This is a genomic window from Geothrix sp. SG200, from assembly GCF_022808935.1.
Taxonomy (GTDB): Bacteria; Acidobacteriota; Holophagae; order Holophagales; family Holophagaceae; genus Geothrix; species Geothrix alkalitolerans.
In genome coordinates, this window is record NZ_JAKZFR010000005.1 from 218,410 (window position 1) to 243,918 (window position 25,509).

The following is a 25,509-nucleotide window of genomic DNA, read 5'->3' on the forward strand; positions in this document are numbered from 1 at the left end:
GGCATCCAGCACAGGATCTGCGAGGCAGTCCCTGCCGGGGTTCTGGTAACCTATGCCCTTATGCCCAATTCGTCGACAATCCCGGCCCTGGACCTCAAAGCCAGCCTGAAGAAGCCCCTCCAGTGGGCCCTGGCAGCCGGCTTGGCGACGGCAGTCATCACCCTCTTCCTGCCGAACTACTACCGCTCCGAGGCCCGGCTCCTGCCGGTGGAATCCAAGGGACTGGGCGGCAGCCTCGGCGGCCTGGCCACCGCCGCCGCGGCCTTCGGTGTCAGCGTGCCCGGGGGCGAGGGCAACGATGCCAACTTCGTGGACATCCTCAACAGCCGCTGGCTGAAGGAGCAGCTGCTCCAGACCGAGTTCCAATACCATGCGAGGTCCTGGCGCTTCGGCGCCGAGCGCCTCGAAAAAGGCACCCTCTACGCCTACGTGGACGAAAAGAACATGGACCGGGCGGTCAAGGAGCTGGGCAAGGTCCTCTCCGCCACCCGCGACCTGAAGTCCAAGGTCATCACCCTCAGCGCCGAGACGAAATCCCCCGAGCTGTCCCAGCAGGTGGTGCAGCGGGCCGGGAAGCTGCTGGAGGCCTTCCTCCAGGAGAAGGGCCACACCCGCGGCGGGGCCAAAGCCCTCTTCGCCGAGGCCCGCCTGGCCGATGCCCGCACGGAGATGGACCAGGCCGAGGAGGCCTTCCGCCGCTTCCTGGAAGGCAACCGGAACTACCAGAGCAGCGGCGATCCCGCCGTCCGCCTCAAGGGCACCCGCCTGGAGAACGAGCTCCGCCTCCGCCAGCAGCTCGTCACCACCCTTGCCATGAACCGCGAGCAGGCCCTGCTGGAAGAGAAGAACGATATCCCCATTCTCAACCTGCTGGATCCCGGCAACCTGCCCATCGACAAAAGCAAGCCGGCGCGGTCGGTGATCGTCATCCTGGCGGCGCTCCTCGTGGGCGCCGGCGGATGGACCTGGCTCAACCGCGAGTGGGTGCGTACGCGCCTGCTGGCCGATGAAGACGAATCCGCAACCCCCATCCAGGAGTGATCATGAAGGGCGTCGTTCTCGCCGGGGGCACCGGCTCCCGCCTGTTCCCGCTGACCAAGGTGACGAACAAGCACCTGCTGCCCGTGGGCCCAGCGCCGATGCTCTGGCATCCCTTATGGAAGCTGGTGGAATCAGGTATTACGGAGATCCTCATCGTCACGGGCACCGAGCACATGGGTGACGTGGTCGCCCTGATGGGCTCCGGGAAGGACTTCGGCTGCCGGTTCACCTACAAGGTCCAGGATGAGGCCGGCGGCATCGCCCAGGCCCTGGGCTTGGCGGAGAACTTCGCTGGAGGATCCCCCATCTGCGTGATCCTGGGCGACAACATCTTTCAGGACAGCCTGAAGCCCGAGGTCGAGGCCTTCGACAAGCAGGGGAGGGGCGCCCGCATCCTGCTGAAGCCCGTGGAAGATCCCCAGCGCTACGGCGTGGCCGAGGTGAAGGATGGCCGGGTGCTGGGCATCGAGGAGAAGCCCAAGGCGCCCAAGTCCAACCTGTCCGTGACGGGCATCTACCTCTACGACGCCACCGTGTTCGACATCATCCGCACCGTGAAGCCCTCGGGTCGTGGCGAGATGGAGATCACGGACGTGAACAACGCCTACATCGCCAAGGGCCAGCTCAGCTTCGGCACCCTCCAGGGCTGGTGGACCGACGCGGGCACCTTCCCGAGCCTGGCTCACGCGAACGAGCTGGCCATCCGGGAGGCGACGCCGTTCCCCCAGGCCAACGGAGGGAAGTAGCCATGGCCTTCCAGAAAGGTCCCATTGAGGGCGTGGTGATCACCTCCTTCCGCAAGTTCGTGGATGAGCGCGGGTGGCTGGCGGAGATCTTCCGCCACGACGAGCTGCCCGCCTGGTTCCGGCCTGAGATGTCGTACGTGAGTGTCACCAACCCCGGCGTGCTGCGGGGACCCCACGAGCATGTGGACCAGGCAGACCTCTTCTGCTGGGTGGGCCCCGGCGACTTCAAGCTCACCCTCTGGGACAACCGCCCGGACAGCCCCACCTTCCGGAACCGCATGGAAGTGGCCATGGGCGCCAACAACCCCGGTTCCGCCATCATCCCCAAGGGCGTCGTCCACTGCTACCGCTGCATCAGCGCCGAGCCCGGCTTCGTCATCAACTGCCCCGACCGCCTGTTCATGGGGCAGGGCAAGGCCGAGCCCATCGACGAGATCCGCCACGAGGACGATCCCGAGAACCCGTTTGTGAAGGACGAGCGCGCACGCCGGGTGCACGCCTGATGCGCGTCCTCGTCACTGGCGCCTCGGGGCAGCTGGCCCACGCCATCCGCCTTGTCTGGGCGGACCACGAGCTGGAGCTTCCCGAGGAATCGGTGCTGGACCTCTCCAGGGAGGAAGCCATCCATTCGGTGATCTCCGGCGTTCATCCCGACGTGGTGATTAACTGCGGTGCCTTCACCCAGGTGGACCGCTGCGAGTCCGAGCCGGAGCTGGCCCAGAAGATCAACGCCACCGCCGTGGGCTGGCTGGCGGAGGCCTGCGAGGCCCAGAAGGCCATGCTGATCCAGGTCAGTACGGACTACGTCTTCGACGGCACGGGCACCCGCCCCTACCGGGAGGACGATCCCACGAACCCCGTGTCCGTCTACGGCCGCACCAAGCTGGAAGGCGAGCGCCAGGCCGCCCGCTGCTCCCGGCACCTCATCGCCCGCACCAGCTGGCTCTACGACGCCTGGGGCAAGAACTTCCTCAACACCATGCTGAACGCTGCCGCCCAGGGCCGGTCGCTTCGGGTGGTGGACGACCAGCGGGGTGCCCCCACCACCTGTCGGGCCTTGGCCCGCCAGCTCAAGCTGGCCGCCGAGCAGGGCTGGCGGGGCCTCGTGCACACGACCTGCGCTGGTGAGACTACCTGGCATGGCTTCGCGAAGGCCATCTTCGAGGCCAAGGGGATATCCGCCGACCTCCATCCCTGCACCACCGCCGACTATCCCACCCCGGCCCGGCGCCCCGCCTACTCCGTCCTCGACGGAAGCCGCCGCAGGACCCTCGGCCCCGACCTCATGCCCGAGTGGCGTGACGGATTGCGCGAAATCGTCGAATCCGGCTTGGCCGTCTAACTGATTGAGGATTTTATGCAGAAGACCGCACTCATCACCGGCGTGACTGGCCAGGACGGCAGCTACCTGGCCGAGCTGCTGCTGTCGAAGGGCTACCAGGTCCACGGTGTGGTGCGGCGGGCCAGCCTGTTCAATACGGATCGCATCGACCACCTGCACGTGGGCGAGACGCCGGATCCCTCGTTCTTCCTTCACTACGGCGACCTGTCCGACGCTGGAGCCCTGCGGAACCTGCTGGACGAGATCCAGCCCGACGAGGTCTACAACCTGGGCGCCCAGAGCCATGTGCGCGTGAGCTTCGACCAGCCCGAATACACCGTGGATGTGGTGGGCGTGGGCGTCATCCGGCTGCTGGAGGCCATCCGCAGCTACATGAAGCACACGAAGAAGCAGATCCGCTTCTACCAGGCCGGCAGCTCCGAGATGTTCGGCAGCGCCAAGCCGCGCCAGCACGAGGGCACCCGGTTCGAGCCCCGCAGCCCCTATGCCTGCGCCAAGGTCTACGCCCACTACCAGGTGATCAACCACCGGGAGAGCTACGGGCTCTTCGCCTGCAATGGCATCCTGTTCAACCACGAGAGCCCGCGGCGCGGCGAGACCTTCGTGACCCGGAAGATCACGCGTGCCGCCACGCGCATCAAGCTGGGGCTCCAGGACAAGCTCTTCCTGGGCAACCTGGACGCGAAGCGGGACTGGGGCTTCGCGGGAGACTACGTGGAAGCCATGTGGCGCATGCTCCAGCAGGACACGCCGGACGACTACGTGGTGGCCACGGGCGAGAGCATCAGCATTCGCGATTTCCTGGGGCTCACCTTCGGGCGGCTGGACCTGGACTGGCAGAAGCACGTGGAGATCGACCCCCGCTACTTCCGCCCCGCCGAGGTGGACCACCTGGAAGGCGATCCGTCCAAGGGCCGCCGCATCCTGGGCTGGGAGCCGAAGACCGACATCCGGGCCCTGGCGGCCATGATGGTGGATTCGGACCTCAAGCTGGCCCAGAAGGAGCAGGTGCTCCGCGAGGCCGGCCACGCCGAGGCGCCTCGCGCCGGGTACCGCTGAACCCCTTACCAAGGAACATCGAACATGTCCGAATCCATCCTCGTCACCGGCGGCGCCGGCTTCATTGGCAGCAACCTGGTGCACCGCTGGCACCGGAACCATCCGGATGACCGCATCATCGTGCTGGACAAGCTCACTTACGCGGCCGATCCGAAGCAACTCGAAGGCCTGGACCGGGTGGAGCTGGTGGTGGGCGACATCCAGAACCTGGAGCTGGTCCGCCACCTCATCGAGAAGAACCGGGTGCAGAAGGTCTTCCACCTGGCGGCGGAAAGCCATGTGGACCGCAGCATCACGGGCCCGGCGGCCTTCATCCAGACCAACCTGGGCGGCACCTTCGCCATGCTGGAGGCCGCCCGCCAGGCCTGGGCCGGTCAGAAGGACTGCCGCTTCCTGCACATCAGCACGGACGAGGTCTATGGCTCCCTGGGCGAGACCGGCAAGTTCCATGAAGCCATGGCCTACGCCCCCAATAGCCCCTACAGCGCCAGCAAGGCCGGCAGCGACCACCTGGTGCGGGCCTACCACCACACCTACGGCCTGAACGTGGTGACGACCAACTGCTCCAACAACTACGGCCCCCGCCAGCACCCCGAGAAGCTCATCCCCCTGGCCATCACCCGTATGGCCAAGGGTGAGCCCATCCCTATCTACGGCGATGGGATGAACGTCCGCGACTGGCTCTACGTGGAGGATCACTGCGCCGCGTTGGAGACTGTCATGCTCAAGGGTGTGGCCGGCGAAACCTACTGCGTGGGTGGTGACAACGAGCAGACCAACCTGGCCCTGATCGACCTGCTCTGCGACCTGGTGGACCAGCACCTGGCCCGCCCCCAGGGCACCAGTCGGAAGCTCAAGACCTTCGTGCAGGATCGGGCCGGGCACGACCGGCGCTACGCCATTGACGCCACGAAGATCCAGGGGGAGCTGGGATGGACCCCGAATGCGACCTTTGTTGATGGGCTTAAACAAACGATCGCTTGGTACCTGACGAAGAACTGAGCCCTGCCGGCGCACCTCGGATCAACCGGAGGTGGATGAAAGATCCTTAGCACTACCTCGGGGGAGTAAGCATGTGGGCAAGGGTCAGATCCATCATCGGGAACAACCGGATCGCATTGATCACCGTCTTCGGGCGAATGATTTCAGCGGGGGGTTGGATGCTGAATCTGCTCCTTGTGGCGAAGTATCTATCTCCTGAGGGACAAGGGTATTACTACACCTTCCAAAGCCTCATTGCATTGCAGGCTTTTCTTGAAATGGGCGCAACAACAGTTATTATTACGGTTGGCGGACACGAGGTCTCCCGGCTTGCATGGCGACAAAGTCGCTGGTGTGGAGATTTGATCGCGCTGGAGCGATTGTCATCCTTCTTCCGGGTGGTTTTGAAGTGGTTTGGGGTAGTGTCCATCGCCTTCGCACTTGTAATCATTCCTGTCGGTTCCTGGTTCTTCTCGCGGAGAGGGGGAAGCGGTCACGAAGTCGCCTGGATTGGCCCCTGGGTGGCTCTGGGATTGGCCACTGCCGCGTCGCTCTTACTGGTTGGTCTGAATGCGTTCGCGGAAGGGATCGGAGCGATCGAAGAGGTGGCGAAAATCAGGGCATTCCAATCGGGCGTACGGGTGGTTGTATTCGCTGTGGCTCTGTGGCTGGGCGCTGATCTTTGGGCCTGTGCCTGGATGGCTGTAGCAGGAACCGTCGTCAACGCCGTTGGACTGTTCTGGATATGTGGCGCTAGGTTGTCGAAAATTTGGAAAACAATTCCCGCCATCGGAATGAAGTGGCGAAAAACAATTCTGCCTTTCCAGGGGCGGATTGGGCTTAGCTGGATGGCGGGTTATATTACGTTCCAGCTCATGACGCCGGTCATATTTGCATTCCAAGGGGCAAAGATCGCCGGAGAATTTGGAATGGCGTTGCAGATAGCCTTGGGGGTCAGCACCCTTGCGACCTCCTGGGTAATGATCCGCCAAAATCCCTGGGCACAAGCAATCGCTCGAGGTGAATGGGATCACCTCAGCCGTGATTTCCGTAGAACCCTGGTGGTATCCTCAGGCATTTCTGCCGTGATGGCTGTGGGCATTGGCCTTGTCTTTCTTGGGGTCCATCTGGTGCAGATCCCGATACGGATTCCAAGGTGGTCCTTTCTGATCCCCTTGGGCACCTCGGCAATACTCAATACGGCCATGTCTGCCATCGCCACTTATCTCAGGTCCTTCAAGCGCGAACCATTTCTGCCAATTTCAATCTTGATGGCCCTTAGTGTGGCCCTTGGCTCTTTCCTGTTGCGGGGTGGGCACCCGGTCCTCCTGGCGTGGTGGTATTGCGTCACGGTCGGGCTGATCGGATTGGGTGGGGGGCTTTGGCTGCTCCGCCAGCATCAAAATCCACTCGGGTCAGTCTTGCCCCAGGATATGTCGATATGAACAGAACGCTTATCCTGGGTGGAGCAGGGTTTATCGGCGCTAATTTGATTCGATCCCTGATCCAACAAGGACACAAACCTTCCATCGTAGAATTGCCCGATGCGAACCTTGGGCGAATCGAGAGATTCAACAATCGCATCAATGTCCATTCAGCGGGGCTTTCGGAGAAGAGCCTGATCGAAGACATCATTCGGCAGGGTCGTATCACCGAGGTCATCCATCTGGTATCAGGCCTTCTGCCTTCCAGTGGTGAATCCGATTTCCAGGCAGAGATCGACTCGGTTGTGAAACCCACCAAAGAACTGCTCCCAGTTCTTCGTGAATACGGATGCAGGCTTGTTTTCTTTTCCTCAGGAGGGGCCATCTATGGCCGAGGGCCCTCTACCACGCTCGCTGAGGGTGATCCGCTGGATCCTCTAAGCTACTATGGAAAATCGAAACAGCTTCTTGAAGACACGATTCGGGAATATGGGGTTAAAGAAGGGTTGAATTATCTGATCATCCGACCTTCGAACCCCTATGGGCGGTTCCAGAGCAGCCATGGCGCCCAGGGATTCGTTGCGGTTGCGGCCGGGAAGATATTGCGAGGCGACCTGCTGACGATCTGGGGGGATGGCAGTGTCGTGCGGGACTACCTGCTGGTGGACGATCTGGTGAGCGGTGTGCTGGGCCTGATGGAATCAGGAAGGAACCAGGGGATTTACAACATCGGGAGCGGGAGGGGCCATAGCCTGATTGACGTGGTCCGGATGATCGAAGGTGTTGCAGGGGTGAAGGCACGACTGGAGTTCCTGCCAGGCCGCTCGTGTGACCCAGTAGCCACCATCCTGGACATCTCCAAGCTGCGGTCTGTCATTCCTTTCAATCCCCTGGGGTTGGAGGAAGGTCTGAAGATCTACTTAGATGAGTTGAGGGGAAATGCCTTCTAAGCCTTTGGCACTGGCCATTCCAACCTATAATCGGCCTTCAGTGCTGATGGAAAACCTGCGCCATATGCTTCCTGAACTGAAAGCTCATCAGGTTCCGGTCTACATATCGGATGATTCGGATAACGAAGACACCCGGCATTTGATCGAATTATTGAAGCTGGAATATGATCTGATTCATTACCGCCGAAACACGCCCTCCTTGGGACACGATCAGAATTGCATTTCAACGCTGGCTTGGCCCGAGGCCGATTATATCTGGTACATGGGTGACTCAATCTTTTTCAAGGCCGGATCGCTGGGGAACATTCTTAAGGCTCTTGAAACGCAGCCAGAGTTCGTATTTTTGAACTCGTATGTGAAAGATGACATCTACCATACGGGTATCATAAGAAACTGGAAGCAATTCTTGATGGACACTACGTGGTATCTGACTTTGACAGGTGCTACAATATATTCTTCAAGATCTTTGGGCACAATTAAAAACAAAGAATTCGATGCTCAAAAATACCCCAATTTTGTTCAATTGGCGGTCGTCTTTGAATATTTTTCAAGATGTTCCGGTAACATATATTGGTTTAATGAAACAACTATTGATGTAAATAAAAACAAAAAAAGCTATTGGCTTAAAAATGCAATTAAGGTATTTGTGGTCGATTGGAGCAATTTCATAGAGTCAATTTTGATTTTCAATGAAACTGAGAAAAGTAAAATTATTCGCTCCCATTCAGCAAAAACACACCTCTTTGGAATAGTGAATTTACTATTAATTAGAAAATATGAAGGAATTTCTTTCCGTTTGTGGGTAAATTACCGAAAAAAAATTAAAAAAGCATTCCATCTACCATCTTGGATAGGGCTTGTAGTAAGCCTAGTTCCTGTTCAATTGGTATCCTTATTATTGGCCTTCGGGAAATCTACACGGAAAATGTGGAATCGCGACACGAAGCAAATATAAAGTTTAAATTCCCGAAGACATAATGCATATAAATTATAGTAAATTGGGAGGAGATCAAATAGATGTATAGAACCAACAACATACTCCTTGGGGTGTTGATAATCTATGCAACTATTTTTAATCCGTTCAACGACGGTGGAAAAAACATGCTCCTCGTTTTTTCTCTCCCCATTTTTCTTGCCGGCGCGGCAATTAGGAATCGAGATGGCTTAAAGGGATTGTTTGAAAAAAAGAATTCGATTATATGGATTTTTTTAATCTATTTTTTGTTGAGTTCAATCGTGAACTTTCAATCGTTAAGGTTAAGCTCTTTGGCCTATTCCCTTGATTTCATCATCTGTTTCATCCTTTGTATTCACTTGTTTAAGAGGCCTGTAAATTTGAGGCTGTACTCCAAATATTTAACTATAATAATAGGGATCTTTTTCTTGGCTTTAGTTATCCAGCAAATAGGCATCGTTTTGGGGTTCGATCACTTTTTCAACAAACTGGATAGTACCGACTATTACATCGAATCAAACTATATATTCAATCTAAATTCTCTTTCCACTGAACCCTCTTATGCGGTAACTATTGTTTCCGTTGCTTTTTATTCAATTCTAAAGATGAGGAGAATCGAAAATGATGGGAACTATGTCCTTCTCGACTTTTTGAAGGATACTCCTGTTTGGGCTATGTATCTCTATCAACTGGTATTTTATAGAAGTGTATTCGGAATATTGTTTTTTGTGATGATTTGCATCTACCTTGTTGATTTTAAAAAAATAAAAACCTGGATACTCCTCGGTTGCTTCTCGTTTGTCTTGGGGGTTTTGAGCGCAAATTACGAGGCATTAGGCCGTTTGTTTACCATATTTAAAATGCTGGATCTTCATAACATTACAGAGTTGGCTCAAATCGACCATAGCGGCTCAATGAGGGTTCTACCGTTGTATTATTACCTCGTGAATTTCAACTTTCGTGATTTTCATTCATATATAGGGTACGGACTGGATTATTCGCAAGATTATATTCGTGCGCTTATCCCTGGTATTCCAGATGGCACAGCTTTTGGGGGACTGATTCCATCCTTTCCTTTTGATTTTGGAATTATTGGTTTTGGGTTGCTATGGAAGGTTATATCTAAATTTGCGCTTATGAAGTGGCTCTCCATAGAGGCGATCATAATATTTTTAGTTATGTTGAATGCGACCTTCAATACCCAGATGTTCTGGTTTGTCGTCCTCGTGTTTACGATAAATAAATTTATAGTCTCTTCACGAACGCCTAAAACCCCGCCACTCGCGACCGCGAGTGAATAGTATCATATTGAATTGTCATGGGAAGCTTATGAATCAAGCAGGGAGAGTCTCAGTCGTTATCGTCAATTACAATGGCGAGGCATTCATTGGCGATTGTTTGAATTCTCTGCTTGGTGATGAAAATGTCTGTGAAATCATCGTTGTAGATAACGCATCGAAGGATGGAAGCCTAGAGTATTTGGGAAGGCGTTTCCCGGATGTCACCCTACTTCAATCTACCGGAAACATTGGTTTTGGTCGGGCGTGCAATCTGGGCGCAGAGAAAGCCAAGGGTGAATTTCTGCTGCTGCTGAATTATGACGCTGAGCTGGGGTCGAGGCTTGAAGGGGCCATAAATTACCTGGATGCCCACCCGGAAACGGGAATGTTGGGTGGAAGAATTACCTACCCGGATGGGCGCATGCAACCTTCAATTGGCCGGTCGATGGTGCCCATACGCCTCGCCTGTTCGTGGCTCTCCCTTTCCCGTTGGTTTCCACGAAATTCCTGGCTAAGTCAGGAGATCCTAGACGTCGATTGGTACCTCACTGCTCATAAGTCTGTCGACTGGGTTACCGGGGCTCTCATGCTGATCCGGCGCACCAGTTGGGAGAGAGTAGGAGGAATGGACCCGGCCTTCTTCCTCTACGTCGAGGACGTTGATCTCTGCGAACGTTTGAAGGCTTCAGGAGCAAGCCTCGACTATAGCCCAGTTTTTTCCGCCAGGCATCGCAAGGGCGGGGGGGCTGAGATTGTCAGCCCGCGTGCGCTGATGTCTTCGATTGACTCATACGACACATATTTGAGCAAACATCATGGCCATATTGTTGTAAGCGTCACGCTTGCTTCCATCGGTATCATTTTCTCGCTTCGGGCCCTCGCCATGGCCCTACGCTTGTGGCGCGGCGACCGCTCAAGGGCCGAGGCAAGAACGTACCTCATGGCTGCTCGTAGGGCCTTTCGGCTCAGTGCTGGGGTGAAATTCCCATGGGGTCCACCCATTTGATAGGACAGGCCCTCAGCAAGGATGCCGCTCGGAATTTAATCGAGCCGATCATAGGCTTCAAGTAGGGCTTTTGCGCTTCTCTCCCACGAATATTGGGTCGCTTGAACCAGGCCCTTTCTGATGCGTTCTTGGCGGCCCGAGGGGTCTTGAATGGCCATAAGCAAGGCTTCTGAAATGGTCGGCCACTTTTCAGGGTCGATGAGCCACCCAGAATCCCCAACCACTTCCGGCAGGGCCGTGGTTCCGGATGTGATCACTGGGCAACCGCAAGCCATGGCTTCCAGGGGGGGGATGCCGAAGCCTTCCGCAAAACTGGGGTAAGCCATGACCAAGGCAGCGCGGTACAGGTGGGGCAGCATCACATCTGAGACAGAGTGCAGAAAGACGACGTCCTTCTCCAACCCCTTTTCCTGGATCAATGCGGCGAGCTCACGGTACCCGAAGTCCTTGCCGCCGACAAATACGAGCTTTGGCAGGGACTTCCCCCGGGTCTTTAGATCAGCGTAGCTCCGGACAAGGGACTGGTGATTCTTCCGGGGTTCGATCCGTCCGACAGAGAGGATGTAATCTTCCACATCATAGGTCTCTTTCACGAGCTTCCGGGATTGGGAGAGGTCACCTGGATTGAAGATGGTGGGATCGATGGCACAAGGGGTGAGGCATATCCGCTCCTCAGAAATCCCCCAGCGCTCCATGAGCATCCGCTTGCTGTATTCGGAAATGGTCAGGATCAACGAGGCCCGGTGGGCGCTCCTGCGGATAAGGGGCGCAAGCGTGAATGGGGCAGATCGGGGAAAAAACTGGGGGTGGGTGTCGAACAAAATGTCATGAACGGAGACGACCTCTTTGCATGTTTGGAATAAAGGCGCCACGAACTGCATATGACAGCAATCAAGCTGATTCTTGCGAATACATCGATTGATTTGCCACCCTAACCGGGCGACTCGCGAGGTGGTCCCGAGATCTTGCCACTCCGGCCTGCCTGGCCAGTCCTGCGGTACCCGCGTCGGATCCTCGACCAGGAAAACCCACTCGTGGTGGCTCGGGACTTTAAGCACCGCGCGGTAAAGTCCCTCAATGTAGCGGCGGATGCCAGATCCCTGCCATTCATGATGCAAAACATGGTAATCAATACCGATTCTCATTCATTCACTCCACCGAAAAACAATGTTCCATGCCATATGGTTCTATTGTTGACAATGTTTTTATACTGTCGACCCGGGTGTTATTTGTGTAAATAATTCATGATGAATTTGATGATTAGAGGGGCACGATTGGTTGATTTTCTGCTTCAATTCTGCCTAATACTGCACCAATCGATGCCCACCCTTCCTCTCTGATCAATCTGGCAAGCTTGGAGCGACTACCACGCAGGCCGACAGTAGCTTTGAATTTCCGCCATTGCGAGAGGTCACCTAGAAGCGGCTGGTCCGGATCAAGGTCCCTGGGGTGGATGTAGCTCATCACATAGGCCCGCGAAATCAGCATATGGCGGATGATGCCATAGGGAAGAATCCTGAAATAACCACCTCCGGCAGGAGCCATGGTCATCGGGCCCAATCGCATCGTGGTCGCTGGAAACTCAACGAGTTCAGCACCCAAGTGCCGAAGCCGGAAAGGGGTCTGGTAATCGAGATCCGGGAATCCGCCGTGTGCATGCCGCCCGCCGAAGAAGGATGCATCGCAGGTGATGCCTTCAGACACCAGGATGGGGACGGCCCAGAGGCAGGATGGGGTCAGACTGAAGCCTGGGGCTCGGTAGGCTCGGATGGGGGCACTCCCGGCATCTTCCAGATAGCGAAGCGCGGTGCGAAGGTCCTCCCGGAAGGTGGATTCGTCCAACGCATGGATGGGGCGATGCAGATGGGAGTGACAGGCCAGTTCATGCCCACGTGAAACGACTTCTCTGACCAGCCGTGGGTAGGTTTTTGCCACCCAGCCTAGGCAAAAGAAGGTGGCGCTGACCTTGGCCTCATCGAAGAGATCCAGCAGGCGATGAGTGTTGGCTTCGATGCGAGGCTCGAGCGAATGCCAACCTGCAGCGTCAGCGACAGACGGGACATCGATCTGATGGAACCAGTCTTCCAGGTCCACCGTGAGCACCCTCATGGGGGAGGCAGACGCGTCAGACGACATCGAAATCGAACAGTTCAAACCGGCGGGTCTGGATGTGGTTCAAGAGGGGGAGGATCGGGCCCTCCAGGGAAGGCCTGCAGATCAGATGGAAGGGGCTTGGCCGGAGGCTTTCCGGCACCACCCAAGCGAAGTGGGTGGTGGGTCCGTAGGTGGCGTAGATGGCTGGGCGTGTCAGTCGTGCCAGGCGCCCATAAGCGGGGGCCTGAACTTGGCTGACATCCAGCCCTCCGGCGGTAAGGATGCAGTGGACAGGCATGCCCTTGAAAGACCGGGTGCAGGTCATCTGTCCTTCCGCGGATACCTCGTAGCCACCGGCGGGCCTGGAGAGTCGCCATCGAACCCCGTCCGGACCGGGTGCAAGCAAGCGAGGGGCACCTGGGCGTGGAGATCCGCCCGGGAAATGAGCCTCCACTTTCAGTTGGCCAAGCAAGTGGAATCCAAGGGAGTTGATGAACCCGTGGACGCTGTTCTCGTTGGCGACGCCTAGAATTACGTGCGGACCCAAGCTGGTCAGATGGTCATAAGCGGCTTGCGCAGTCCGCTTGAAAAGCCCCTGTCCCTGAGCCTTCGGATGAACAGCGGTGTTGAGGGAAAGGTAGGTCCGGATCTGCGAGAATTTCGGCTCGGCGAAGGCAAATGTCGGTATGACGGCATAGTGGGCGATGAGGTCGCCGGTTTCGTTGTGGGCATTGATGTAAATGGCTTTCCCCGCAGGGTTCTGAAGGTACTGCCACGCCAACTCTTCATCCCAGGCCCTCTCGGGCCCGAAGACCTCCTTGAGGAGGTTGGCGATCGCTGGGATGTCTTCTTCCGATGCGGTCTGGGCAGGGGCTAATCTTGCATCCATGGGACCTCGAAACCGGGCGCTGAGAAGAAAGGTAGGTTAGCAGGTTCACCCAGATGGGCGGCTACCTGGAGCCCCTCAGGTCGGCCTTGGCAAGCCGATCATAAGCGAGAGCCACACCATCCCAGGTGTATCGCTCTCGCAATCGCTCCTGCGCGGATGCGAGCCATTGGGCATTCTCGGCATCGGTCCGGGAGGACAATGCATCCAGAATCGGGGGAATGTCACTCGCTGTCCGGAAGTAGGAAAGCAGGTCGCCTCCAACCTCCCGGTTGAACGGATTGTCGTGGGCGATGATCGGCCGCCCTGCGGCCAGCGCCTCAAGTAGAGAGGGGTTGGTCCCCCCCACGGTGTGTCCGTGGAATGCTGCATGGGCGTGCTTCCTCAAAGCGCCAAGGCGCGCCTTGTCATAGACACCCCCGAGGAATCGGATGCGATCTCCCTTGTGGGCCAGCAGCTCTCGCACGTACGGGCGGTCGTCGAGTCCACCCACTACGATCAGTGGGCGGGAAGTCGACGAGGCCAGGTAGCCCTGAACGATTTCCAGAATTTGATTTTCGGGCTCGAGCCGGGCGACTGTCAGGCAATAGCCCCCTGGCTGAAGCCCATCGGGAAGCAGGGAAGCACTGTTCTCGGGAAGATTAGGTGCATTGGCTCCATAGGGAATGAAGGCCATCCCAGCCGGGCTCCTGAAGGTTTTCCGGTAATAGGCCTCAATGGCTTTGGCGTCGCACAGAACCTGGTGGGCGGCCTGTCCGCAGAACCATTCCGCGACTCGGACGTAAGCCCGAATGATGGGCGGCCATTTTGTGCGTTTCCATTCCAGTCCGTCGAGGTTGACCCAGACCCGGCTCCCGGCAAGCCGTGGAAGCAGGAATGCGGGAGCAGCCCCGTAACCGAGCATGTAGACGATGTCGTAACGGCCCATGCTGTCCAAGAGGCAGGCCACATCGAACAGAACGTTCCCAAGCCCCCCAGTGGCTGGCACCGGAAGGTGCCGCAATCGGACCCCCCGGTAGTCGCCATCAGACGCGGTCGAGCCTTTCGGTGCCGGGCAGTAGACAGTGACCTCATAACCACCCATGGCCATCAGCCGGATGGAGAGCTCCTCAGCGAACGTTTCATATCCACCGTATTTCGCGGGCAATCCTTGAGTGCCGAGGATGGCCATTCGGATGGACTTCATGAGTGCCTCATTTGAAAACGGAGGAGAGTCGTGGTCCGGGTAGGACTGTAAATCGTGCCTCTCCATGATGCCCAGGCTCTCCGGCGGTACCCTCGGAAAGGGCCATGATGACGAGCACAATCACAATCGGGGAGCCGAAGCCCCCCGATTGGCAATCCCTGATGATTCAGGCTGGGTTTTAGCGCCGGGGCCTGGGCCGCCGCTCGCGGCGGGGCTCGTCGCCGCCTTCGCTGGCGGGCTCTTCTTCCATGCCTTCGGGCTTGGGGATGAGGGCCTTGCGGCTGAGCTTGATCTTGCCGTTCTTCTCGTCGATGCCGATGCACTTGACCATGACTTCCTGGCCTTCGCTCAGTTCGTCGGCGGGATCCTTCACGCGGTGGTGGGCGATCTCGCTGACGTGCAGGAGGCCGTCCAGGCCGGGGAGGATGGTCACGAAGGCGCCGAACTCGACGACCTTGGCCACCTTGCCGAGATAGGTCTTGCCGACCTCGGCGGTCTGGATGAGCTCGCCGATCATCTTGAGGGCGATCTGCAGCTTCTCCTGGGTGGGGCCGGCGACCTGGCAGAGACCGTCGTCGTCGATGTTCACCTCGCAGCCGCTCACCTCGATGATGTTGCGGATGGTGGCGCCGCCCTTGCCGATGACGTCGCGGATCTTCTCCTTGGGGAGCTGGATGCTGTGCATCTGGGGGGCGTTGCTGGCGTAGTCGCTGCGGGGGGCGGCGAGCACCTTGCCCATGGCGTCCAGCAGGTGCAGGCGGCCGGCCTTGGCCTGGTCCAGGGCCTTGGTGAGGATCTCGGTGGTGATGCCGCCGATCTTGATGTCCATCTGGAGGGCGGTGATGCCCTTCTCGGTGCCGGCGACCTTGAAGTCCATGTCGCCGTAGTGGTCTTCCTGGCCGGCGATGTCGGAGAGCACCACGAACTTGTCGCCGTCGCTGACGAGGCCCATGGCCACGCCGGCCACGGGGGCCTTGAGCTTGATGCCGGCATCCATCAGGGCCAGGGTGCCGCCGCAGATGGTGGCCATGGACGACGAGCCGTTGCTCTCGGTGATGTCACTCACCACGCGCACGGTGTATGGGTTCTCCTCGGCGGGGGGCAGCACGGCGAAGAGGCTGCGCTCGGCCAGCATGCCGTGGCCGATCTCGCGGCGGCCGGGCCCGCGGTTGGGCTTGCACTCGCCCACGCTGTAGCCGGGGAAGTTGTAGTGGAGGTAGAACTTCTTCTTGTACTCCTCCTCCAGCCCGTCGATGATCTGGATGTTGTTGATGGTGCCCAGCGTGGCGGTGACCAGCGCCTGGGTCTCGCCGCGGGTGAAGAGGCAGCTGCCGTGAGCGGCGGGGAGGACGCCGACCTCGATGTTGAGGGGGCGGATCTGGTCGAACTTGCGGCCGTCCAGGCGCACGCCCTGCTTGAGGATGGCGTTGCGGAAGAGGGTCTCCTTCAGCTCGTCGAAGCAGGCGACCACGTCCTTCTTCAGCTCGGGCTTGTCCGCCGTGAACTGGGCCACGGCCTCCTTCTTCAGGACGTCGATGGCCTTGTAGCTCTCGATCTTCACCTTCATGGTCAGCGCCGCGAAGAGCTTCTCGGCGAAGGCGGCGGCGACGTCCTGGTAGACCGCTTCGTTGCGCGCGGCCTTGGCGGCGGCGACCTTGGGCTTGCCCACCTTGGCCTGCAGGTCCTTCTGCAGCTTCACGAGGGTCTTGATCTGCTCGTGGCCGAAGGCCAGGGCCTTCACCATGTCCGCTTCCAGCACTTCCTTGGCGCCGCACTCCACCATCACCAGGGCGTCGGCGGTGCCGGCCACCAGGAGGTCGATGTCGCTGTCGGCGCGCTGATCCACCGTGGGGTTCACGACGAGCTGGCCGTTCACGCGGCCCACGCGGACACCGCCCACGGGATTCACGAAGGGGATCTCGCTGATGATCAGCGCCGCGGAGGCGCCCACCATGGCGAGCGTCTCAGGGGCGTGCTGGCCGTCGTAGCTGAGCACCTGGGCGGTGATCATGGTGTCGCCGTTGTAGCCCTCTTCGAACAGGGGCCGCAGGGGGCGGTCGATGAGGCGGGAGGTCAGCGTCTCCTTGGTGGTGGGGCGGCCCTCGCGCTTGAACCAGCCGCCGGGGATCTTGCCGGCCGCCAGCACGGGCTCGCGGTAGTCCACGGTCAGCGGGAAGAAGTCGATGCCTTCGCGGGGGGTGCCGTAGCACACGGCCACGAGGACCATGGTGTCGCCCTGGCGGACGATGACGGCGCCGTGGGCCTGCTTGGCGACGCGGCCGGTCTCGAGGCTGATGGGCGTGCCGCCCAGGTCGACCGAGACGGTCGTGGGATTGAACTTGAGTGCGTTCATGCGGTCTCCGGGCCGTGCGGCCCTTTGGGGGCTCCCCCTGAGCCCGGGCACCGGCCGGGGCTCCAGCGATCGCTCCATGAAACCCGTCCGCCGGGGGCTTTGGTTGGCCTGGGGAGGTGGGCTTCCTGCAGAGGTCGCCGCCGAAGGGGAGCAGGTGGAAATCGGCAGGATCAGCATAGCAGATCGCCGGGAATTGGGTCCTGGCCGCACACCTCCTGGCCTCGCATCGCGAGGAGTAAGGATCCCGGTTGAACCTTGCAAAACGGCGAATGTGATGCAATTATTGCATCCTAGCAATTTTCTAAACCCTGACCCGACCAGCGACCTCCCTTATTCCCTGAACCTCTGTTGCCGAGGACGTCGTGGCATCTTCCTGGACCCAGCCTGCGATCGGATTCGCCCTTGGGCTGGCGCTCTCCGGGGCGCTGATCCGGTGGGTGGGGCCCCTCGGCTGGATGGATCTCCCCGACGCCGCCCGGAAGAAGCATGGGCGGCCCACCCCACGGACAGGGGGCCTGGTGCTGTGGCTGCTTCTCATGGCGGCCCATGCCATGGGCCAGTGGCGCTTCCATCTGGATCTCGCCGACTGGGCGGGCGTGTATGCCATGGCCTTCATCGGCATGCTGGATGACCGCTTCAACCTCCGCCCGAGGTACAAGGCCATGGCGGGTTTCGGAGTCGCGCTGATGCTGGCGTTCCATGTGACCGGAACGCTCGGGCGGCAGCTCGAAGAGGTGTCCTTCCTGGACTTTACCCTGTCCGGCCACCCCATCGTGCTCGTGCCCCTGCTCACCCTGTGGTTCTGGGCCCTGCCTCAGGCCTACAACCTCATCGATGGCATCAACGGCCTGGCCATGGGATTCGCCGCCCTGGTGCTGGGCGTGCTGGGCTGGAACCTCGGGGTCCAGTCCGGACTTCTCTGGGGCGGGCTGGCGGCGGTCCTGGTCCTGAATTTCCCGAAGGCCCGGCACTTCCTGGGTGATTGCGGAGCCCTCATGCTGGGCACCCTCTTCGCCATTCTCGGGGTGGAGGCCTTCGCGCTGAGGAATCCCAACCTGCTGCTGTGGGTCTTCGCTTATCCCACGGTGGATGTCCTGCTGGTGGTGGGCATCCGGGCCTGGAAGGGCCTTCCTCTCGGCGCCGCCGATCGCAGCCACCTCCACCATTGGATGATGGATCACATGAACGGTCGCTCCTGGTTCGCCACGCCGACCCTGTTGTGCATCGCCGCCCTGCCCATGCTGCACGCCACGAATCTTCCCGGGCACGAGGCCATGTCGCGCGTGGGCGTGGTGATCCTGGCGGTCCTGGCCCTCAAGGCCTTCAAGGACCGCGTGACGGTGAAGGATCGGCCCGCGACCGCCCAGGTGCGCCGCGAGATCCCCTTCATGGTGTCCGGCAGCGTCCGTGAAGTCTCCGGGTCCCACACGAGGCTCTGATCGATCGGTCGAAGAGGCCGATGTCTGCCGAGGGTCGGGCATACTGGATCATCATGCCTTCTGCTCCGCCGGTGGGATGGATCCCCCGGAATCCACACCGATAGGACTGTCCTGATGCGCGTCCCGATCTCCCGCACCATCCTGGCCCTGGCGGTCGCCACCACGCTCTCCGCCCAGCTGCCCCAGGGCCTGGATCTGCAGGCCCTGAAGCAGGCCGCCTCGGCCCAGGGGGTGGGCGGGGCGGCGGATTCCGTACCCGCCAGGTCCACGGCCCTCCCAGCCACCTCGCCCACGCCGGAGGAGGCAGCGCGTCAGCTGGATGCCGACGACAAGCTGGATCGCGAGATCCAGGCCCTCAAGCGCCGGGAGAAGGGGCCCCGCCGGTTCGCGGCGGACCTGTTCGACGTCCGCCAGCGCGGCTCGGCGGCCACGGAAGGCGGCATCGCCGAGGACTATGTGCTGGGCACCGGCGACCGCCTCAACCTCAACGTCTTCGGCAGTGCCACCTTCGAGCTGCCCGTGCAGGTGGATGGCCGCGGAGAGATCGTCATCCCCAAGGTGGGCACGGCCAAGGTGGGCGGGCTCACCTTGGGCCGGGCCAAGCAGGTGGTGCAGGGGGTGGTGGGACGCAACTTCTCCCGCTCCTCCGTGGACCTGCAGGTGATCAAGCTCCGCGAGGTGCGGGTCTTCGTGCTGGGCGAGGTCTACAAGCCCGGCAGCTACCTGGTGTCGAGCCTCAGCTCCCTGGTCAATGTGCTCAGCCTGGCCGGCGGCCCCACGGCCGTGGGCAGCTACCGTGACATCCGGGTGATGCGCGGAGGCCAGAAGGTAGCCGGCCTGGACCTCTATCCCCTGCGGGCCGAGGGCCTGGGGAATCCCAACGTGGCGCTCCAGAACGGCGACACCCTGTTCGTACCCATGGCCCAGAACCAGGTGACGCTGGAGGGGACCTTCGCCCGGGTCGCCTTGGCCCCGGTGCAGGATCGGGCCGATGAGCAGCTGCTCCAGCTGGGAGCGCTGCAGTCGGGGGATGAGGACGAGGCCCTGCTTGAGCAGGAGATCCTCCGCCTGGAATACCAGATGGCCCAGGCTCCCCGCGAGCAGGCCCAGGAGGAAAACCTGGTGCGGAACGGCGCCGAAGCGGCGGATCGCTCATCCTCCCAGGACCTTTGGCTGGGTCTCGTGCCGAAGGTGCCGACGGCCCGGAACCAAGGAACCGATACCAAGACCAGGGCTTCGAACGGGGCGGAACCTCTGGCTCTCGAGGAGCGCCTGGCCGTGGAGGCCCGCCTGGCGCAGCTTCGCCGGGTGCTGGCTGCGCTGAAGCTGCGGGCCCGCGGCGATCACCGGATCCTGAAGGAGCCCGTGGCGGGCCAGGAACCTGTGGATGAGAGCCTTCCCGAATGGCGGCGCCTGTGGGATCTCAAGGGTGTTGCCCCGCGGATGGTCTTCGAGATGAAGCCCGGCGAGACCACGGCAGACGCGTTGCGCTACGCCGGTGGGCTGCTGCCCGAGTCCTCCCCGGCCTCCTTGACCCTCCGTCGCCGGGGGCCCGATGGCGCGCTCCAGGCCGTGGACGTGCCCCTGGTCGGAGCCCCCGCAGTCCTGGGCTGGGGCGACGTGCTGTCGGCCCTGCCGCGGCGCGGGCCCCAGGAGCGCGCTGTCACCGTGCAGGGCTGGGCGCGGGTGCCCGGCTCCTTCGCCCGGACCGAAGGGCTGCGGGTAGGCGATCTGCTGGCCCGCGAATCCCAGGTGCTGCCGGACACCTACATGGCGCGGGGCGAGATCGTCCGCCAGCTGCCCGACGGCACCACGCGCTTCCTGAGCTTCGATCTGGCCAAGGCGCTCCAGAAGGATCCCTCCCACAACCTGCTGCTGGAAGACCGGGACCGGGTGGAGCTGTACCGCCTCCAGGACCTGCGCCTGCCGCGGACGGTCAAGCTGCTGGGCCCTGTGACCCGGCCGGGTATCTTCCCCTTCCACGAAGGAATGCGGGCCTCGGATCTGATCTTCCGAGCCGGCCTGCCCCTCAAATCCGCGGATCGCCTGACGGCGGAGCTGGCGCGCAGCCGGGATGGCAAGCCCAGCGAAGTGGTGCGGCTGGACCTTGCCCGGCTGCTGTCCACGGAGGCGGGGAGTCCCGTGGGCATCCAGGATGATGCCCAGAACCCCCGGTTGCAGCCTGACGACCAGATCAGCCTGTTCGAGAAGCCAGACTACCGCGTCCACCGCACCGTCCGGATCCTGGGCCAGGTGGCCCGGCCGGGCAGCTACACCATGGATACGGAGCGGCCCACTCTGGCCCAGCTCATCCAGCGGGCCGGCGGGCTGACGAGGGAGGCCATGCCGAAGGCGGGGATCTTCCTGCGCAGCATGGGCGGCGAGACCCCCGAGCTGGAGGACCCCTTGAAGCTGCTGGAGGCGCTGAAGAAACCGGACCCGCGCGCCCAGGCAGGCGCCGCCCTGGGCGCATCCGGCCAGGAGCTCCCGCCGTCGAAGCGGCTCGTGCAGCAGGCCCAGGATCCCAGCAGCAAGGGGGTGAATGACATCCTGGAGCGCCTGAACGAGACGCGCCGTCAGGGCGCCACCGGCCAGCTGCTGCGGGGGCCGCTCATGCACGGGCTGATCACGGGTTCCCTCAACCGCATGGTGGTGGACTTCGAGGCGGCCCTCAATGGGAACGCCCAGGCTGACGTGGAACTGCAGGACGGGGACGAGATCGTCATCCCCCGGGCCACGGACGCAGCCTACGTGGTGGGCGAGACGGCCAGCCCCTTCGCCACCTACAAGGTCCAGAAGGGCATGAAGGTCTCCGACATGCTGAAGCTGGCCGGCGGCCTCACGCACAATGCGGACTACTGGGGCGTGAGGCTGCTCAAGGCCGACGGCCGCATCCTCGACAGCTGGGTGCAGGGCCGCGCCGTGGAGCCTGGCGATACGGTGCTGGTGCCCCAGCGCTTCCGCCGAGATACCAGCTGGCAGGAGAACCTCCAGGCCCTGACACCGCTGGCGCTGGTCCTGAATGCCATCAAGTAGGGCAGGCCGCTGCTAGAATGAAGGGCCCCGCGACCGCGGGGCCTTTTCTTCGTGAGTGCCATGATCCTGCGCAAAGAGTACTGGTTCGAAGCGGCCCATTTCATCTACAACCACCCCGGCAAGTGCCGGAACCTGCACGGCCACAGCTACAAGCTGTTCGTCTCGCTGGAGGGGCAGGTGAACCCGGAGACGGGCATGATCATCGACTTCGACGACCTCTCGAAGGTGGTGACAGAGAAGGTGATCTCGAAGCTGGACCACCGCTTCCTCAACGACTTGATCCCCCTGTCCACGGCCGAGAACATCTCCGTGTGGATCTGGGAGCAGCTCAAGCCCGCCCTGCCGCAGCTCTGCCAGGTCGAGGTGTACGAGACCACCGACAACTGCGTGATCTACCGCGGAGCCTGACATGAAGCGCGCCCTCGCCCTCTCGGCCCTCGTGATCCTCGCCGGCTGCGACGCCATCAATCCGGCCCTGCGCTACCAGGAGGCCGCCCGTCAGCTCCGCTTCTCGCTGGACCGCGTGGAACCCCAGGTGGAGCTTGCCTTTCCCCTGGAGCAGTCGCGGCTGCGGCTGCGCCTGGACGTGGGCGTGGACAACGCGTCGGACATGCGCCTCCGCACCCGGCGCGTGAGCGGGAACCTGCGGCTGGCGGCCCAGGGCGGGGACCATGCCCTGGGCGCCATCGGCTTCCCGGAGGGCATGGACCTGGCCCCGAAGGGCCGGAGTACCCTGCACGCCGAGGTGGTGATGACCTACGCGGACCTCAAGAACGCGTGGGGACCGATCACGGCCGCCGCCGTCCGCCGCGAGTCCGCCACCTGGAGCCTGGCCGGCGAGGCCCGCTTCGAGGTCATGGGCATCGAGTTCGGCGTGCCCTTCCGCACGTCGAAGAGCACCGGACGCTGACCTCCGGAGCCGCATGATCCGCGCCGTCGTCTTCGACCTCTGGAACACGCTGGTCTTCAGCCCGGCGGGCAGCCCGTTCCAGCGGCTGAAGGGCCTGCTGCGGCCCGAGCAGGAGCACCTGCACCCCGCCCTCATGCGGGATGGCATGATCCGGCCCTACGCGTCCGTGGAGGCCTTCCTGGAGGCCTGGCGGGAGCCCGCGGGACTGGAGCCCGGGCAGATGGAGGCCATGGCCCAGGCCTTCCGCGAGGCGGGGGACCAGGCGGAGTGCTTTCCCGGCGCGCCGGAAGTGGTGGCCGCGGTGCGCGACCTGGCGCGGGTGGCGCTGCTCTCGAACACCCAGAGCTTCGGCCTGGAGCTGCTGGACCGGCTGGGCATCTCCGAGCGCATCCGCCTGCAGCACCGCAGCGCGGACCTGGGCGCCCTCAAGCCCGAGCCCGCGGCCTACGAGGCCGTGCAGCGGCGGCTGGGTCTGTTCCCGGGCAACCTCGCCATGGTGGGCGACAGCTGGACCGACGATGTGGAGGGAGCCCTGGCCGCGGGCTGGACGGCCATCTGGGTGAACCGCGAGGCCAAGCCCCGGCCCCACCACGATCCCGACGCCCCCCTCTACGAAGTGCGCAGCCTGGACCGCGTGCCCGAGCTCATCGAGAACCTCCAGCTGGGGATGCGCTGCCCGACGTGCCTGGGGTAGCCTTCAGTTCGAAGCAAAAAACGTTTTTCGCCGCCGATTTCGCCGATTTCAGTGATGAAAAGCGACTCCATGCCCCAGCGCAGCATGGGCTCATGGGGGGGGGGGGGGGGGGGGGGCCCCCCCCCCCCCCCCCCCCCCCCCCCCCCCCCCCCATGACTTCCGGCGCCGCCGGAAGCCGCCTGCGGCGGGCCCATGCGGGAAGCATCCGGGGTGCAATCAGCGCCATCGGCGAAATCGGTGGCTAAAAATCCTTTCGCCGAGAGCTGCCGAATGATGCGGCCGCGCGCGGACGCTCTCCTGAAGGCTTCCTCGACGTGCGTGGTTCGGTGGCTGCCGAGGTGTGTCAGCGCCCCGGCCAGGTCCAGCCCAGATCGATGAACCAGCGGAAGCCGGTGCGCGCGTCGCCCTTCACGTTGAGGTAGGCGTTCTGGCGCTGGGCGCTGACCCCGGCCTGGACGCGCAGCACCGGGTCCGGCCGCCACGCCACGACCTGCTGGAGGCCCAGGAACCGGTTGCGCACCGGGGTGGCGCCGGGGTGGTCCAGGAGCCAGTCGGCCAGGCCGTCTCGATAGGGCTTATCAACCCAGTAGTAGGACTCCCGGAAGGGGCGGTCGCCCCAAAGCAGCCAGGTCCTCGTCGCCCATCGGGGCGTCCAGTCGACCTCGGCGCGCAGGGTGACCGTCCGCGCCTCGCCAGCGGTGGCATTGCCCAGGGGATCGCCCTCCTGGTAGAAGCCGGACAGGTAGGTGTCCTGCTCGAAGGTCCGGTGGTTTGTAAGGCCTGGGTTGTCAGGGTTCAGCAGGCTGTTGGCGGTGTCGAGGTATTCCACGCCGAGCCGGACCCTGCCCCAGTTGATCAGAAGGCCGACCGCGTCGTTGGGAACGGTGGGACTTGGGAGGACGTAGCGGGATCGCTGGTTCCAGGGCCTGAATGGCGCCTGGGTGAGGCTGATCCAGTCGTTGCGGAGGTCCGTGCGGAAGGCCGTGCCTGGTCGATGGATCAGCCACTGCATCCGCGTGTTCACCGCCTTGGCGCCGCGGGATACGTAGAAGCGGACGTCCTCGGCGCCGAACAGGCGCTCGAGGGGGTTCATGCGGATCCGCACGCCGACATCGGACGTGGAGGCGCTCTTGACGCGACCCGTGCTCAGGAACGAGGAGGAGCCATCGAGGCCGAGCCCTCCCTCGGCATAGGAGTCCTTAAGTCCGAAGAACGAGGCGATCCAATGGCGGGTCTGGTATCCCTCGGTGAGGGACCTCCCCTGGACGCTGCCGCCGAACAGGTTGATGTAGTTGATGTACAGCTCGGTGCTCTCGCCCAGCTGGGACTCCAGCCGGAGGCCGGAGAGGAAGGGACGCTGCGGATCCCCCACGCCGGCGATGGCGCGCTGCCGGTACGAGGGATCCTGGCTGTTTTCCCCGATCACCTTGTGGCCTTCCACCTGGCCCAGGAAGATCTGCCCCTTCCAGGTGCCGAGCGGCACGCCGAACACACGGATGTCCGTGAACGGGCTTTCCACCCGGAACCTGGGGAAGGGTCGCGCGGCCTCGCCCAGGACGTAGCCGCCGTTGAGCCCATAGCCCCACACGAGGGGCTCCTGCTCAAGGGCGGTGCGCCATCCGCCCGCGGAGGCGTAGGCGATGTGGAAGCGCTGGACGATGATCCGGGACTGGCCCTGGGCATCCCGCCAGGCGTTGATCTGCCCCGCCAGGTCCCAGCGGGCGCCGCGCCAGCCGGTCTCCAGGTGCGTGCCCTGGCCGGTGAGAGCGTTTCCGAGACCGAGGCTGTCCACGAAGGTGGCCGGCGCGCTGTGCTTGTCCCCGGCCCAGACGCCTCCCCCATACCAGACGCCCTGCCTGCCGGCGCCCAGGGATTCCTGGCGGAACCAGCCGGGCGGCATCTGGGCCGCCAGGGGCAGGCCGGCCAGTAGGCAGGACAGGTTCAGCGCCAGTCGATCGTATCTCACTCGGGAATCCATGGTTGGTGGCGCCCGGGAAGTCGAAGGCCTGGCCGCCCGCAGGCGGAGTTGCGGCTCCGCATCCCGCCAGTCTATACGGGATTCCCAGGTCATCAGATACCGAAGATCGAGGTGGGATCGAGGTGGGGCGATGTGGAAGGGGCGCTCGC

The 25,509-nt window shown here is 61.8% G+C and carries 22 protein-coding genes; 16 read left to right on the top strand and 6 right to left on the bottom strand.

Going from position 1 to position 25,509, the window contains the following annotated elements:
• The first annotated feature begins 60 nt into the window (after nucleotides 1-60).
• The 11 genes from ML539_RS11740 to ML539_RS11790 all read left to right on the top strand — a co-directional run bounded on the left by ML539_RS11740 (nucleotide 61) and on the right by ML539_RS11790 (nucleotide 10,784).
• Nucleotides 61-1,041 (top strand): hypothetical protein, encoded by a 981-nt coding sequence (locus tag ML539_RS11740; protein WP_243324060.1) that lies wholly within the window; start codon nucleotides 61-63, stop codon nucleotides 1,039-1,041.
• Nucleotides 1,042-1,043: 2 nt separating this feature from the next.
• Nucleotides 1,044-1,787 (top strand): sugar phosphate nucleotidyltransferase, encoded by a 744-nt coding sequence (locus ML539_RS11745; protein WP_243324061.1) that lies wholly within the window; start codon nucleotides 1,044-1,046, stop codon nucleotides 1,785-1,787.
• Between the two features lie 2 nt (nucleotides 1,788-1,789).
• Nucleotides 1,790-2,290, top strand: a complete 501-nt coding sequence (locus ML539_RS11750; protein ID WP_243324063.1) for a dTDP-4-dehydrorhamnose 3,5-epimerase family protein — start codon at nucleotides 1,790-1,792, stop codon at nucleotides 2,288-2,290.
• Nucleotides 2,290-3,129, top strand: coding sequence for a dTDP-4-dehydrorhamnose reductase (gene rfbD / locus ML539_RS11755; protein ID WP_243324065.1), 840 nt, complete (start codon nucleotides 2,290-2,292; stop codon nucleotides 3,127-3,129). Before ML539_RS11750 ends, rfbD begins: the two co-directional genes overlap by 1 nt.
• 15 nt (nucleotides 3,130-3,144) lie before the next feature.
• Complete coding sequence (gene gmd / locus ML539_RS11760) at nucleotides 3,145-4,188, top strand: GDP-mannose 4,6-dehydratase (RefSeq protein ID WP_243324067.1); 1,044 nt, start codon at nucleotides 3,145-3,147, stop codon at nucleotides 4,186-4,188.
• 24 nt (nucleotides 4,189-4,212) lie between these two features.
• Nucleotides 4,213-5,190, top strand: coding sequence for a dTDP-glucose 4,6-dehydratase (rfbB, locus tag ML539_RS11765; RefSeq protein ID WP_243324068.1), 978 nt, complete (start codon nucleotides 4,213-4,215; stop codon nucleotides 5,188-5,190).
• A 158-nt stretch (nucleotides 5,191-5,348) separates the two neighbouring features.
• Nucleotides 5,349-6,614, top strand: a complete 1,266-nt coding sequence (locus tag ML539_RS11770; protein ID WP_243324070.1) for a hypothetical protein — start codon at nucleotides 5,349-5,351, stop codon at nucleotides 6,612-6,614.
• Nucleotides 6,611-7,543 (top strand): NAD-dependent epimerase/dehydratase family protein, encoded by a 933-nt coding sequence (locus tag ML539_RS11775; protein ID WP_243324072.1) that lies wholly within the window; start codon nucleotides 6,611-6,613, stop codon nucleotides 7,541-7,543. The genes ML539_RS11770 and ML539_RS11775 overlap by 4 nt, the downstream gene beginning before the upstream one ends.
• Nucleotides 7,533-8,498, top strand: a complete 966-nt coding sequence (locus ML539_RS11780) for a glycosyltransferase family 2 protein (RefSeq protein ID WP_243324073.1) — start codon at nucleotides 7,533-7,535, stop codon at nucleotides 8,496-8,498. Before ML539_RS11775 ends, ML539_RS11780 begins: the two co-directional genes overlap by 11 nt.
• 62 nt (nucleotides 8,499-8,560) lie before the next feature.
• Nucleotides 8,561-9,799, top strand: a complete 1,239-nt coding sequence (locus tag ML539_RS11785) for a hypothetical protein (RefSeq protein WP_243324074.1) — start codon at nucleotides 8,561-8,563, stop codon at nucleotides 9,797-9,799.
• Nucleotides 9,800-9,827: 28 nt separating this feature from the next.
• Nucleotides 9,828-10,784: a glycosyltransferase family 2 protein gene (locus ML539_RS11790; protein WP_243324076.1), complete on the top strand. Its 957-nt coding sequence runs from the start codon at nucleotides 9,828-9,830 to the stop codon at nucleotides 10,782-10,784.
• A gap of 35 nt (nucleotides 10,785-10,819) precedes the next feature.
• Here ML539_RS11790 and ML539_RS11795 read toward each other — a convergent pair whose 3' ends face one another.
• The 5 genes from ML539_RS11795 to pnp all read right to left on the bottom strand — a co-directional run bounded on the left by ML539_RS11795 (nucleotide 10,820) and on the right by pnp (nucleotide 17,303).
• Nucleotides 10,820-11,929, bottom strand: a complete 1,110-nt coding sequence (locus ML539_RS11795) for a glycosyltransferase family 1 protein (protein WP_243324078.1) — start codon at nucleotides 11,927-11,929, stop codon at nucleotides 10,820-10,822.
• A gap of 115 nt (nucleotides 11,930-12,044) precedes the next feature.
• Complete coding sequence (locus ML539_RS11800; protein WP_243324080.1) at nucleotides 12,045-12,893, bottom strand: polysaccharide deacetylase family protein; 849 nt, start codon at nucleotides 12,891-12,893, stop codon at nucleotides 12,045-12,047.
• A 16-nt stretch (nucleotides 12,894-12,909) separates the two neighbouring features.
• Nucleotides 12,910-13,767, bottom strand: coding sequence for a GNAT family N-acetyltransferase (locus ML539_RS11805; RefSeq protein WP_243324081.1), 858 nt, complete (start codon nucleotides 13,765-13,767; stop codon nucleotides 12,910-12,912).
• A gap of 61 nt (nucleotides 13,768-13,828) precedes the next feature.
• Complete coding sequence (locus ML539_RS11810; RefSeq protein WP_243324084.1) at nucleotides 13,829-14,950, bottom strand: DUF1972 domain-containing protein; 1,122 nt, start codon at nucleotides 14,948-14,950, stop codon at nucleotides 13,829-13,831.
• A gap of 178 nt (nucleotides 14,951-15,128) precedes the next feature.
• Nucleotides 15,129-17,303: a polyribonucleotide nucleotidyltransferase gene (gene pnp, locus ML539_RS11815; protein WP_243324086.1), complete on the bottom strand. Its 2,175-nt coding sequence runs from the start codon at nucleotides 17,301-17,303 to the stop codon at nucleotides 15,129-15,131.
• A gap of 362 nt (nucleotides 17,304-17,665) precedes the next feature.
• Between pnp and ML539_RS11820 the strand changes: the two genes are divergently transcribed.
• The 5 genes from ML539_RS11820 (at nucleotide 17,666) to ML539_RS11840 (ending at nucleotide 23,382) form a co-directional block, all read left to right on the top strand.
• Complete coding sequence (locus ML539_RS11820; RefSeq protein ID WP_243324088.1) at nucleotides 17,666-18,742, top strand: MraY family glycosyltransferase; 1,077 nt, start codon at nucleotides 17,666-17,668, stop codon at nucleotides 18,740-18,742.
• Between the two features lie 114 nt (nucleotides 18,743-18,856).
• The gene (locus tag ML539_RS11825; RefSeq protein ID WP_243324093.1) at nucleotides 18,857-21,778 is read left to right on the top strand and encodes an SLBB domain-containing protein; all 2,922 of its coding nucleotides are present in this window, start codon (nucleotides 18,857-18,859) and stop codon (nucleotides 21,776-21,778) included.
• A gap of 60 nt (nucleotides 21,779-21,838) precedes the next feature.
• Nucleotides 21,839-22,186, top strand: a complete 348-nt coding sequence (queD, locus tag ML539_RS11830) for a 6-carboxytetrahydropterin synthase QueD (RefSeq protein ID WP_243324094.1) — start codon at nucleotides 21,839-21,841, stop codon at nucleotides 22,184-22,186.
• A gap of 1 nt (nucleotide 22,187) precedes the next feature.
• Nucleotides 22,188-22,688, top strand: coding sequence for a hypothetical protein (locus ML539_RS11835; RefSeq protein ID WP_243324096.1), 501 nt, complete (start codon nucleotides 22,188-22,190; stop codon nucleotides 22,686-22,688).
• Nucleotides 22,689-22,701: 13 nt separating this feature from the next.
• The gene (locus ML539_RS11840) at nucleotides 22,702-23,382 is read left to right on the top strand and encodes an HAD family hydrolase (RefSeq protein ID WP_243324098.1); all 681 of its coding nucleotides are present in this window, start codon (nucleotides 22,702-22,704) and stop codon (nucleotides 23,380-23,382) included.
• Nucleotides 23,383-23,725: 343 nt separating this feature from the next.
• Here ML539_RS11840 and ML539_RS11845 read toward each other — a convergent pair whose 3' ends face one another.
• Entirely contained in the window at nucleotides 23,726-25,348 is a 1,623-nt protein-coding gene (locus ML539_RS11845; RefSeq protein ID WP_243324100.1) for a capsule assembly Wzi family protein, read from the bottom strand.
• Between the last annotated feature and the right edge of the window lie 161 nt (nucleotides 25,349-25,509).